We start from the raw sequence: 13,398 nt of genomic DNA, 5'->3' as shown, positions 1-13,398 counted from the left end.
TATCGGGGGCATCGTGATCCGTGGGTTGAAACCCATCCCTGGCGTTGAAACGCCGGGCTAAATTCAACCGTCGCTATGCGACGGGGGGTATCGGGGGCATCGTGATCCTAAATTCCGTTGCCGCTGACGCGGCAAAAACCGGTTGCAACCCCAACCAACGGCCCACATCCACGGGTTTCCGTCCCACGGCCCATGTTTCCGCCTCACGGCCTATGGGTTTCCGCCCTACGGCCCCGGGTTTCCGTTCCACGGCGTAGGTATCCCCAAATCCGTATCGTTGTGTGCGGGCAATCACGACACCGCCGGGTTGAAATCCTCCATCGTCGCGTAGCGACGGTTGAATTTAGCCGTGGGTTTCAACCCACGGATCATGGGCGATCCCCATCCCCCCGTCGCGTCAGCGACGGTTGAATACAACCCTTGTGATGTGAACGGAATGGCCACCGAAACCCCTGGGAGCGCGGGCGTCCCGCCCGCATGAATCCCCGACGGATGGCATTCATCCGTCGCTACGCGACGGGAACCAATTGGGGCGACGTGATCCGTGGGTTGAAACCCACGGCAAAAATCAGCCGTCGCTACGCGACGAGGGAGGATTTCAACCCGGCGGTGTCGTGATTGCCCGCACACAACAATGCGGATTTTAGGATACCTAATTTTTGCCGCGTAGCGGCAAATGAATTTAGCCGTGGGTTTCAACCCACGGATCGTGGGTTCACCCACGATGGGTTTTAACCCACGGGTCGCAGCGCCCCCGCCATCCCCCGTCGCGTAGCGACGGTTGAGATGCATGGGTTTCAAAACCACGATGGGTTTCAACCGATGGCTCGCGGTGATGCCTCTAACTCATGCAGGCCCATGCGGGCAAGATGCCTGTGCTCCCAGGTTTGCGGGCGGGACGCCCGCGCTCCCAGGCCCGTCGCGTAGCGACGGATGAATCATCACGTGACCAACCCACCACACCGCCGGGTTGGAATCCCCCCGTCGCGTAGCGACGATTGATTTTAGCCGTGGGTTTCAACCCACGGATCGTGGGTTCACCCACGATGGGTTTTAACCCACGGGTCGCAGCGCCCCCGCCATCCCCCGTCGCGTCAGCGACGGTTGAATGCCATCCGTTGGGGATTTGTGCGGGCGGGACGCCCGCGCTCCCAGGCCCGTCGCGTAGCGACGGTTGAATTTAGCCCGGCGTTTCAACGCCGGGGGAGGATGTTCCCCCCAATCGTCCCGCGTCGCGTAGCGACGCCTGAACATAACGTAGGTTCAAACCCGTAACGGATTCCAACCCCCGGATCGTGCGATGCCCAACGCCCACGCGGGCAGGATGCCCGCGCTCCCAGGCAGCGTTACCCCACGGTAACACCCGCCAAGAAAACCTTTGACACGCCCGCAAACGCTGTAATAGAGTGCCGCCCAGAGTCATCTTGAAACTATGCAACAACGTCTCCGCATCCTGATGGGCGGCGCCAGGTTGGCCAGGTCGTCAGCTTCGGGTCGCAAAGCATCTTTGCTGCCCATCGTTGTTTCTGGAGCCTCTTGTTGTGCTTTCTATAACATTGTCCTGTGAAGCTTTTTGGCTGCCTTTGCTTTTTCAGGCAGTCCCACCTATTCAATACCGGCACAAGGTGGAACTGGCTCTCCAGCCGAACCGCAGCGCACGGCTGGCTGGGAGCGCGTTTGGTCTGCCCGGCGGTGCCTGTCCCGTCACCCAGCCCTTATGGCGGCGCGTCCAACCCGACATCCAGCCCGGCATCCAACGGGTACGTCGCCAGCGTCGCGCAGGGGGCATCGTGTGGGCAGGGATACAACCGGCCGGTTGGCGGCGTTGTGCTTCTCCGGCACCCCACGGCGCCGGAGAGCGGTCGCCACGTGACCGCTGATCACGGGGTAAACATCTTCGAGGAGGTGAGTGGCCTTATGGTTCCGGCAAAGGCATAACGCTTCGGAGCAAACGTGACCGGCACAACGCTTGGCTTGACGCGCACCTGTCAGAAGGGCTAGCGTTGGCGGAAATTTTTTGGGGCTACCAGTTCGTAGTCGTGCACATAAAGACTGGTATTTCGAGTAAACCATTCGGTTGACATCGCTTCGCGGTGTGCGTATCGTGCGCAGCCGTACTTCAGTCAACCAAGCAGAAGTTTCTATGAGGAGGACACAATGATCTCTCATCAGCATCTTAGAGCGCCATCCTTCCGATGGCTGCTTGCGTGGGCGGTGCTGCTGTGCTTTGGCGCCAGCGGAACCGCGTATGGTCAAGGCTGCCCCGGACCCGGCGGCCCGCAGCCGGTGTCTGGGCTGGGCGCCGGGCCGGGCAGTGCCGACCGGAGTTTCGGGTATGCCTCCGGCGGCACCGGCGCTTTTCAGATGACGGATTTGCTGAACCGGATTGGCGTGAACATTCCCGAGCCGGGTGAGATTCGCGCCATTGCGGTGCAGCGGGTGGGTGCCAATGCCAACAAGTTCATCGTGGGCGGAAACTTTGTGTACCGCGTTCCGGGAACCAACCAGGTTTACCGCAACCTCATGCGGTTGAATCCCAACGGCACGGTGGATATTTCTTTTGTTCCCGGGCTACTCATACCGGTGGTCAATGCTCTGGTGGTTCAAAGCACGCCTCTGTTGGCTGATCGCATCGTGGTCGGCTGTGAGACAGCGCCCCAGCTGTTCCGGTTGCTGCCGAACGGCGCGCAGGATACCACCTTCAGCCCACCGCCGCTGACGCCGCCGACTGTAGCCGTGCTGGCGCTGGAAGTTGAACCTTTGCTCTTGCCGCCCTCTGTGCCCAATCCCACCGCAGACTACATCTATGTTGGTCTCAACGGCGGCACGATTGGCGGCCGGACAAACCTCGCCCGTCTTCTACCAAACGGGGGGCCTGATTCAACCCCAGGTACTTTCTGGGGGCCCCAAACAGCCCCTGCTGTGCAGGTTTCTGTCAATGGTCCGGTGCGGGCGATCAAGTTTGCTGACAGATTGGGTGGTCTTGGCTTACCGGGGATCGTTGTGGGTGGCGCTTTCAATCTGGCTCAGGGCGGCCCATTTCCGCCACCGCCTTCATTTGAGTGCCTCAATGTGGCGTTTTTCCCCACGGATGGTGATTTTTTCAGTTTCTCTGTTGGTTTCTTCACCAACTTTTTCAAAGGATTTGACGGTCCCATCAACGCCATTGCCGTCAGCGTGAGTCCTGCCAACGTGAGTGAGATTTTCGTTGGCGGGGAGTTTGGCAACTGTGTCACGTTTGCTTCCCCCCCGAACGTTGCTCGTCCGCGTGTTGCCAAATTCTCTTTTTTTGCCGGACTGGATACTGTCTTCAATCCTAACCCTGCTACATCGGTTCCCAACCCGGTGCGGGCGCTGGTGCTTACTGGGGGACCACCGAATTTTACAGCACCACCACCCTCTCCCCCACTTCCACCACCGCCACCGCTTCTACTATCCGTCCTGCACGTTGGCGGGCAGGAAACCACCACGGCGTTTGCAGATGTGGCTCTGAGTCCAGTGACTGGCGGTCTGGTTGTTGACGTTGATCCTATCACCCCTGGTCTTCAGCCCACTTTCTTCACAAGGTCGCCCTTCTTCCCGGCGAACCCGGCGGTGGTGCGGGCCATGGCGGCGAATAACCAGCCATTACCAAACGGCGGGGCGCTGTTTGGCGGGGCATTCTTGAATGCCACGGTGTATGGACAGAACTTGAATGCCCCGGCACAGAAACTGGTGGCGACATTCACCAATTTGTATTCTCCTCCCAGCCCGTTGGGTCCGGTGTTTTCACTGCCGCCGCCGCCGCCGCCTTTTGGTCCCAATCCCGGTACGCTCCCGGGCTTTGTGGCGCTGGGGCCGACACAGTTCTACGCCTCGGCGCTGTTGCCCAACGGCGACCTGCTCATCGGGGGCGATGTCGGGGTCAATGGCAACGCATCTTTGCCAGCCTCCCTCGACGATCTTGAAGCCGTGCTGTACCGGATTGACCCCTGCGGGACGGTCAACGTCGTAGCGCGCTTCCGGAACATTTCCGGCTATCTTGTCCGCAACGATGTAGATAACGGCACGTTTGTGTCACCACCGCAGGACATCAATATCACGCCAGGACAGGGCTTCCGCCGGGTGGATTTTGTCGATCCGCCCTCCATCCGGGCGATTGCCGTGGATTCTGCCGGAAACATCTACGTGGGCGGGCAGTTCAACCGGGTTTCCGACGGTCCGGGTGGGCCATTTCAGCCGTGGAACAATCTCATCCGGTTGAAAAGCGACGGGACGATTGACCCGCTGTTTGCTCCGGGGGCTGGGCTGACAAGCTATGCGCCGGGGTATCCCGTGATGCGTCTGGGCGGCCCAACCGGCTTTGGCACCGCCGGCGTTGGCTTCACGACAGTGGATCCCCAGACGGCGCTGCCGGCTTTGACTGGCAACTGCGATGCGACGCCGACGCCGCCGGTGACGGGGACGGGTGAGAAGTTCAACCCCAACGAAGGGCGCGTGAATGCCATCGTGCTCCAGCCCAACGGGCGGATTCTCATCGGGGGCGAGTTCAAGTGTTACAACGGGATTCCGCGGGGTGGGCTGGCGCGGCTGCTGCCCAACGGCTCACTGGACACGAGCTTTGGCGATCCGCTGGCGCCGCTGCCCGGTGTGGACGACTATTCCCTCTGCGATGATCCGATTCCACCACCCGGTGTCCCGCGCACGAATCCGGCTGTGGCCTACAACCGGGCGCGGGTCAACGCTATCCTGCTGCAGCCGGACGGCAGCGTTGTCGTAGGCGGTCTGTTCGGCAAGGCGAACGGTATAGCGCGGTACAATCTGGCGCGGTTTGACAGCGCCGGGTTTCTGGATTTGACCTTTTCTTCGGGGCCGACCAGCACGGTCTTCCCGACCGGAACGGCTGGTGTGGGCGGTGGTGGCAGCGGTGCCACATCCAACGGCCGTGGCGGCGAGATTTTCGCCCTGGCACGGCAGAGCCTCGGCCCCAATGCCGGACGGATTCTCGTGGGTGGTGTATTTACAACCATCCTCAACCAGACAGGCGCTCCTGGCAATTTGCCACGTACAGCCTTCACGCGCTTTGAGACCAACGGGCGGCACGATGCCACCTTTGCGCAGTTGAACTTTACGGCGGCAGGCACTGTGCGGGCGATTGCGCTGCAGGCCGATGACCGGCCGATCATTGGCGGTTCGTTCCGCATCGGGCCGGGTACGGCTGGCGGCACCCAGTACACGAGCAACACCACGCGGGTGCGTGTCTTCCGGTGTGGGGTCAACGGGGCCTTTACGGATACGGTGGACAGCCTGAACATTCCGCGTTCTAGCTGGCTGGCGGTGCAACCGCCGCCCGGAGTGACGGTGCCCTTCCAGCCCGGACCCTATGCCGTTCCCGGTGTGGGTTCGCTGGCGTCGGTCTTTGCTCCAACTGCAACGTTGCCAGAAATCAACTACTATCCGGGCGGTTCCGTCTCGCCGGCTTTTGGCACGGGATTCTTCAACGCGACCAACGTGGCCATGGCGGTCAACACCATCGCGCTTGACCCGACGCGGCGGCGGGCCTACATCGGCGGGCTGTTCAACGTCTTTGAATCGGCACGGGCTGACTTCCAGAACGACAATGCCGGCGCTCCGAACGGGCTGAGCCTCGACATCCGGTGGCCTGGCGTGGCGGCACTGCAGACAGGCTGCACGTACGGTCTGGTAGCGCCGACCTTCCCGCCCTTCACGGTGCTTCCAGCCGGGGGGACGGTCAATCTGGGGGCCATCAATCCGGCGGGCGGCAACCTGACGATTGGCTCGCTGACCCGGAGTGCGGTGTCGGTCTGCGATGCGCTGCCGACGGTCTCGACAGGCTCGACCTTTGTGACCATTGTCGGTGTGGTGCCGCGCACGGCTGGTCCGGGACCGAGCTTTGCGGACATCATCATCAACGTCTCCCCCAACAACACAGGGGCGAACCGGACGGGTTCGGTGACGGTGACGCTGCCGAGTGAAACCAGCACGTCGCCACCGCCGACGACCTTCACCTTCACCCAGGGTCCGGCTTCGGGCTGCACGTACACGGCGACGGCTGTGCCGGCGAGCTTCCCTGTGGCTGGCGGCACGGGTCAGTTCCAGATCACGACCGGTGCCGGCTGCACCTGGACGATTACGGGTCTCCCGACCTGGATTTCGGCCAGTCCGTTGAGCGGTTCCGGTTCGAGCACGGTGAACTTCACGGTGGCGGCAAACACCGGCGCACCGCGTTCGGCGACGGTCACGGTGGCCGGACAGAACATCACCATCACGCAGGCGGGCACCTGCACGCTGACGCTCGGCACGGCGACAGGCACTTCGCTTCCGGTGACGGGCGGCACGGGCAGCTTCACGGTGACGACGCTGGCCGGCTGCACGTACACGGCGACGAGCAGTGCGCCGTGGCTGGTCATCACGGGCGGCGCGTCGGGCGGTCCGACGGGGACGGTGACGTTCTCGGTTGGGCGCAACAGCGGCGCGGCGCGGTCGGCGACCATCACGGTGACGGCGCCGGGTGTGCCAGCGCAGACGGTGACAGTGTCGCAGGCGCCGGACTTGGCCGGCCCGGACACGGTAGGGATGTTCCGTTCGTCAAACGGCTTCTTCTACCTGCGCTTCTCGAACACCTCCGGCAATGCCGATACCGACTTCTTCTATGGTACGGCGGGTGACGTGCCGCTTTCGGGCGACTGGGATGCGGACGGCGTCACGACCATCGGCATCTTCCGGAACGGTCAGTTCTTCCTGCGCAACAGCAACACGGCGGGCTTTGCGGATGTGCCGGCCTTTGCCATTAGCGGCACGCAGCCAGGGGATATTCCGCTGGCGGGCGACTGGGATGGCAACGGCTCGACGACCGTGGGGCTGTTCCGGGCAGGGGTCTTCCTGCTGCGCAACAGCAACACGGCGGGTCCGGCGGATGTGGTCATCAACTACGCGCTGCCGACCGATACGCCCATCGTAGGCGACTGGGACGGTGATGGTGTGACGACCATTGGTCTGTTCCGGGCGAGCGTGGCGTTCTTCGGGCTGCGCAACAGCAACACGGCGGGTCCGGCCGACCTGCAGTTCTTCTTCGGTGCGCCGAATGATGTGCCGGTGGCCGGCGACTGGGACAACGATGGTGTGACAACCATCGGGGTGTTCCGTGCCGGGACATTCTTCCTGCGCAACAGCAACACGGCCGGTGTTGCCAATCTGACGGTCAACTACGGTCTGGCGACGGACCGTCCGGTGATTGGCCGGTGGCAGTAATCTTCACAGCCCGTGCGGGCGGGGTGATCATCCCGCCCGTACCCGGCGGGTGAATGATGTAGGGGCGGGTGATGAACCCGCCCCTCTTTTTTCCCTGGGAGCGCGGGCATCTTGCCCGCGTTCCAGTTCCGTCGCTACGCGACGAGGGGGGATTCCAACCCGGCGATGTGGTGGGTTTGTCACGTGATGATTCATCCGTCGCTGACGCGACGGAAAATGATTGGGGGCGACCGTGATCCGTGGGTTGAAACCCACGGCAAAATTCCGTTGCCGCTACGCGGCAAAAATTCCGTGGGTTGAAACCCATCGTGGGTGAACCCACGGATCGCGGTTGAATATCACCAAACAACACGGGCATCTCCCCCACACACAGGAATGTGGGCGTCACCGTACGGATACACAACGGATTAGCATTCACGGTGGAATTCAACCGTCGCTGACGCGACAGAAAATGATTGGGGGCGACCGTGATCCGTGGGTTGAAACCCACGGCAAAATTCATTTGCCGCTACGCGGCAAAAATGCGGTTGCAACCTACAACCAACGACCTACGGCCCGTGGGTTTCCGTTCCACGGCGTAGGTATCCCAAATCCGTATCGTTGTGTGCGGGCAATCACGACACCGCCGGGTTGAAATCCTCCATCGTCGCGTAGCGACGGTTGAATTTAGCCGTGGGTTTCAACCCACGGATCGCGATGCCCCCAATGCCCCCGTCGCGTCAGCGACGGTTGAATTTAGCCCGGCGTTTCAACGCCGGGGTATGGGTTTCAACCCACGGATCGCAGACGCCCCCCAACCCCCCCCGTCGCGTCAGCGACGGTTGAAATGCCATCCGTTGGATTTATGCGGGCGGGACGCCCGCGCTCCCAGGTTGTTCCTCACCCCCACAGATACCGCTCGTCGTACGCCACCTGGTGCTTCTTCAAAAACAACAGATATTCCTCCTGAAACGTCCGCACCCGGTGATGCTCACGCTGGTTCTGAATGTATTTCACCACCTGCGGCACATTCGACCTGCTCACCGAAAACACTCCATACCCGTCCTGCCAACCAAAGTTCCGCAACTCCGGAAACACCTCGTGTATCCAGCGCGACGAATCCCCCTTGATCCGGCTGACAAGCTCCGCTGGCGAAACTGTCGGCGGCGCCATCAGCAGCACGTGAACATGATCCTCCACACCCCCAATCTGTACTGCCTTTGCCCCCTGCCGGGATGCCACACCCCCCAAGTAAGCCCAAACACGCTGCTCAATTTCCGGCCGAATGAACTTCGTCCGCTGCTTTGTGCTGAAAACAACGTGGTAGAACAACGAACTGTATGTGTTGGCCGTAACCCCCTCCACACTACCGGTCATCCGCAGGCGATGACCGAAAGTTGAACGCGGCCACAAACCACGCCGCGACAGGTTTCCCCTGCCGCAAGGCCGGCCGGAAGCGCACCGCCCGCAACGCCTTCTCCACCGCCGCTTCCAGCCCGTACCCTGCCCAACGCACCACTGCCACCTCCCGCACCTGCCCGTCCCGGCCAACACACACTTCAACCATTACCGTCGCCGTGACACCCGCCGCCCGCGCCAGTCCGGTCGGCTCCGGGCGCGCCCGCACCAGTGGCACCGGCGCGGTCACGCCGGGCGGCAACACCCCGTCCCGCAAGTCAAGCACCTCGTCGGCACCATCCCCGCCCGCCGCACACCCCATCCCCGGCGTCTGTCCCCGCACCCGCCGCCAGTCGGACGCAAAACGCTGCGCCGCCGCCTCAATGCCCGCGGCCACCGCTGGCAAAAAACCTTCTTTTCCCTCGATGAAATCCACATGCTCGCTGGCGACAAGCTGCCCCGTACGGGTTTCCACCGCGAACAGATGCAGCGTCCCGCCCACTATGGTTTGCCGGTCGGAAAGGCTGCGTTCGCCCCGCCGCAGCCGCACAAGCACGTAGCCTTCGCTGCCCACCCGCGCCCCAAGCGCCTGCGCCGCCGTACAGGTCGGGTTGAAATCCAGCGGCCTGCCGGCTGGGACTGCCGCAAACACCTGTGCGCGTGGCACTACTTCCAGCCCTTCCCGCGCCAAAGCCTGCTCCAGCGCCGCCAGCAGCCCTTCCGACGTAACACCGCCCACGTCGTCGGCGATGTCGGGCGGCAGAACAGCCACCGTCAGCGGCTCATCCGACACAAACAGCCCGGCCGGAAGCGGCCTGGCACCGGCCGGCAGCGCCCACAGGCAGCCTCCCCACAGCCCAACCAGCAACAACCACAACCAACAATACGTGACGTGGTGCGCCCCAAGCGTGTATTGTGAACGTTGCGGCCACACCGGCGCCCTCTGATTCACCATGACTTCTGTTGTTCCCAAGTACGCATCGGCTGTGATCCTACTGCGCCGGAACGAAACCGGCGACTGGCGCTTTTTCTGGGCCCGGCGCGCCCAGGCTGCGCCCTTTCTCGGCGGCTACCACGCCTTTCTGGGTGGTCGCCGCGACCCGGAAGACGAACAGGTACCCGTACGCCACGCCACCGACCCGGAACACGCCGCCCAGTGTGCATGTGCGGTGCGCGAGGTCTTCGAGGAAGCGGGCATCCTGCTGGCCGAAAGCCGGTTGACTGCGCCCGAAACGCGGCTGGCCGTACGCGCCGACCTGATGGCCGGCCGCCTGACCTTTGCCGAAGTGTGTGCGCGCTTTGCCGTCGAAATTGACGCGCGCCGCCTCATCCCGGGCGGGCGATGGGTGACGCCGGTGGGTGTCCCGCGCCGCTACGACACCACGTTTTTCGTCAGCCGGCTCGACGGCGCGGACGAACCCGAACTCTGGCCCGATGAAATGGTGGACGGACAGTGGGTGACGCCAGCGGAAGCCATGGCCGCCTGGGCGCAGGGCGCGGTGCGGCTTGTGCCGCCAACCCTGCACAGCGTCCGCAGCCTGCTGCGCTGGACGACCGAAGGTTTTGCCGGGCGGGAAGATTTCCAGCGTCTGCGCGAGTTGCTACATGATCATCCTGCCGCTCATGGCGAGCCGCCAGCTTTTATCGAACTGGCGCCGGGGATCGTCACCTTTCCGGTTCGTACGCCGACCCTGCCGCCGGCCACGCATACAAACTGCTACCTGGTGGGCGACCGGGAACTGGTCGTCATTGATCCGGCTTCACCCTACCCCGAAGAGCAGGCACGCCTCGATGCCCATCTGACGTGGTTGGCCGAACAATGTGGTGCGCGGGTGACGGCCATCTGGCTGACCCATCACCATCCCGATCACGTTGGAGGAGCCGCCCACTTGAGCCGGCGCTGGAATGTGCCGGTTGCCGCCCATCCCATCACTGCCCGGCTGCTGGAAGGCAAGGTACAGGTTTCACAGTGGCTGGCCGACGGCGACGGGCAGTTCATCCCGGCGTCGCCGGCCATGGGAAGGTGGAGCACCACGCCGCCGGGCTGGCCCGGCTGGCGGCTGCGCGCAGTGTTTACGCCGGGTCATGCGCCGGGCCATCTGTGCTTTTTCGAGGAAACGACCGGCACACTGCTCAGCGGCGACATGGTGGTGGGGCTGGGCAGCGTGCTCATTGATCCCGATGAGGGCGATATGGCGGCATACCTCGCTTCGCTGCGGCGGCTTCAGACGTTGCCGGTGCAGCTCATTGCGGGCGGTCACGGGCCGGCGCTGGGCGAGCCGCAGGCAGTTCTGGCGGCTTACCTGGCCCATCGCCAGCAGCGGGAAGAGTCCATTCTGGCAGCCTTGCGTTCCGGGGCGACGACTGTCGCCGATCTGGTGGCCGTGGTCTATGCCGACACGCCGGCGGCGCTGCACCCGCTGGCGGCGCGGTCGGTACAGGCGCATCTCGTGAAGCTGACGCGCGAAGGGAAAGTGCAGCAGTCCGGGGGCCGCCTACAGCTTGCCGACGTTGCCTGAACCGGCATACTCGGAGCTGACCACCATGCGAAGCTGCTTGTTCTGTACGGAAACGCCGACGAACCGGCTGCCGCAGACTGGACAATACAGTGGATCGCCCGGCTTGGGCGCGCCCCAACCCGGACGGGTCGGCTTGAAGTGAACGGCCTTGAGTTCGACCGGTTCGGGGCCGACGTAGGTGTAGATTTCAGAGTTGCAGAAGGTGCAGATGACAGGCTTCATCTTTTTTCTTCTTTCCTTCAATCAGTCCGCTTTATTCCAAAGCGGAAAACAAAAGTGAAGACTAGTTTGTGCCAAGGGCGGACAGCAATCCGTATCTGTGCATTCATTCGGCGCAGCGCTGTCCGACAGTTTTCATGGTGAACATCCAGAAGTTTGCCGCACATCGGCATTGGCCGTGGCTGCTGGCTGTCGGGCTGGCGGGGTTGGTCTATGCCAACACCCTCGGCAATGGGTTTACGTATGACGACACGCCCATCATCGTCAACAACCCTACCATCCGGTCGCTGGCTGACGTGCCACGCCTGTTTTTGACCGGCTACTGGGAGCACCGGCAGAGTGGCGGCAACAATTACCGTCCCATGTTGGCAACCACGCTGGCCGTGGACTATGCCCTGTGGGGGCTGCATCCTGTCGGCTATCACCTGACCAACCTCCTCCTTCATGCCGCCAACACGGCCTGGGTGTGGTGGCTGCTGCGGTGCTACCGCGCAGCTCCCTGGCTGGCGCTGCTGGCGGCGCTGGTGTTTGCCGTGCATCCCGTACACACTGAAGCCGTGGCGAATGTCGTCGGGCGGGCTGAGCTGCTGGGAATGTGCTTTGGCGGGCTGATGTGGTGGAGCTGGGTGCAGGCGCGCCGGAATGCAGAGCATGCCGGACGGTGGCGCGCCCTGGCGGCAGCGGCCTATCTGGCGGCGATGCTGTCCAAGGAAAACATGGTCGTGCTGCCGGCGGCGCTGTGGTTGGCAGAGGTCTTGCGCGTGCGGCGGCATCTCTGGCGCGCGGGCTGGTCAGCATGGTGGATCACGACGCGCCCTTTCTTCTGGCTGGCCATCCCTTGGCTCCCCTATGCCGGGTTGCGACTCGTGAGCCAGCAGGGGTTTCAGCCAACCGGGGCGCTGTCGGGCAATCCCATGTATGCCCAAACGCTTTGGGAACGGCTCGTCACCATGGCAGGCGTTTCCCTGGAATGGTATCGGCTGGTGTTTCTGGGGTTTCCCCTCAAGCCTTGGTATGACGCGCACAATCTGGCGCTGACACCGGTCTGGAGCTGGCGCACAGGGCTTGGCGGATTGGTCACGCTTGGTCTGGTCGTGGGGGCGGTGGCGGCCGTGCGACGTTTTCCGCTGCTGACCTTTGCGGTGGGCTTCTGGTTCATCACGCTGGCACTGGTGAGCAACATCATTGCGCCACTGTGGACGCCCCTTGGAGAACGCTGGCTGTATGTGCCGTCTGTGGCTTATGCGATTGCCGTCGCTTGGGTGCTGGTCAGACTGGGTGGAATGACCAGCCAGCAGCCGGCAGCCGCCTGGCGGGTCGGCGTCAGTGTGGGCATGGCGCTGGTGTTGTTCATCGGTTATGCCTACGGGACGAGTCGGCGCAACCTCGACTGGCAAAGCGACTGGCGGCTGTTCACACGTTTTCTGGAAACCGATCCGCAGCATCCATTGCCCTACACGTCGCTGGCCCACGCCTGGCAGACGACTGACCCGGCACAGGCGCGTGCTTACTATGAACAGGCACTGGCGCGCGTGCCGAACTTCTTTCTGGCGCTGCTGGGGTTGGCACAACTCGACCTGCGTGAAGGACGCATCGAAGCTGCCCATGCAAGGTTGGGTCAGATGGTTGCTGCCAAACCGCCGGAAGTCGTGCCGACTGACGCCGACTGGGGGCTGGTACACGCCCTTTATGCCCGGACGCTTGCCCTGCAGGGTGACACCGCCCACGCCCTGGAACAGATTGCCGAGGCGCGGCGCTACGGGCCGCGGGATACCCCGACGCTGACGAGCTGCGCTATCGCCTATGTAAACCTTGGTCAGATAGCCGAAGCTGAAGCCATCTTGCGCGAGGCGCTGGATTTGGGTGTGGATACGCCGACGATCCGGTTCAACCTGGGATCCGTACTGCTCCGGCAGGGCCGGACGGACGAAGCGGAGCGCCATTTTGAGGCCGCACTGCGCCTGGACCCGGACTTTGCTCCGGCGCGCCTGGCGCGCGACAAGCTCCAGCCGGCAGGCACGCCGTAGCGACA

7 protein-coding genes are annotated in these 13,398 nt (G+C 63.2%); 4 read left to right on the top strand and 3 right to left on the bottom strand.

Annotation, left to right across the window (positions count from 1 at the left end; all coding sequences use genetic code 11):
- The first annotated feature begins 492 nt into the window (after window positions 1-492).
- Entirely contained in the window at window positions 493-618 is a 126-nt protein-coding gene (locus CABTHER_RS17685; protein WP_257721564.1) for a hypothetical protein, read from the top strand.
- Window positions 619-2,286: 1,668 nt separating this feature from the next.
- On the top strand, window positions 2,287-7,251 hold the full coding sequence (locus tag CABTHER_RS10235) for a BACON domain-containing protein (RefSeq protein WP_187288374.1): 4,965 nt from the start codon (window positions 2,287-2,289) through the stop codon (window positions 7,249-7,251).
- Between the two features lie 879 nt (window positions 7,252-8,130).
- Here CABTHER_RS10235 and tnpA read toward each other — a convergent pair.
- Entirely contained in the window at window positions 8,131-8,607 is a 477-nt protein-coding gene (gene tnpA / locus CABTHER_RS10230; RefSeq protein ID WP_014100568.1) for an IS200/IS605 family transposase, read from the bottom strand.
- Window positions 8,597-9,583, bottom strand: coding sequence for an energy transducer TonB (locus tag CABTHER_RS10225; protein ID WP_041569203.1), 987 nt, complete (start codon window positions 9,581-9,583; stop codon window positions 8,597-8,599). The genes tnpA and CABTHER_RS10225 overlap by 11 nt, the downstream gene beginning before the upstream one ends.
- Here CABTHER_RS10225 and CABTHER_RS10220 point away from each other — a divergent pair.
- On the top strand, window positions 9,582-11,147 hold the full coding sequence (locus CABTHER_RS10220; RefSeq protein ID WP_014100566.1) for an MBL fold metallo-hydrolase: 1,566 nt from the start codon (window positions 9,582-9,584) through the stop codon (window positions 11,145-11,147). The genes CABTHER_RS10225 and CABTHER_RS10220 overlap by 2 nt on opposite strands.
- Here the strand turns inward: CABTHER_RS10220 and CABTHER_RS10215 are convergent.
- Entirely contained in the window at window positions 11,124-11,369 is a 246-nt protein-coding gene (locus CABTHER_RS10215; protein WP_014100565.1) for a hypothetical protein, read from the bottom strand. The genes CABTHER_RS10220 and CABTHER_RS10215 overlap by 24 nt on opposite strands.
- A gap of 134 nt (window positions 11,370-11,503) precedes the next feature.
- Here CABTHER_RS10215 and CABTHER_RS10210 point away from each other — a divergent pair, with 134 nt between their 5' ends.
- Complete coding sequence (locus tag CABTHER_RS10210; protein ID WP_014100564.1) at window positions 11,504-13,393, top strand: tetratricopeptide repeat protein; 1,890 nt, start codon at window positions 11,504-11,506, stop codon at window positions 13,391-13,393.
- Window positions 13,394-13,398 lie beyond the last annotated feature (5 nt).

This window comes from Chloracidobacterium thermophilum B (assembly GCF_000226295.1).
Taxonomy (GTDB): Bacteria; Acidobacteriota; Blastocatellia; order Chloracidobacteriales; family Chloracidobacteriaceae; genus Chloracidobacterium; species Chloracidobacterium thermophilum.
The sequence above is the reverse complement of the archived record's forward strand: the minus strand, read 5'-3'. Positions and strand labels throughout refer to the sequence as shown.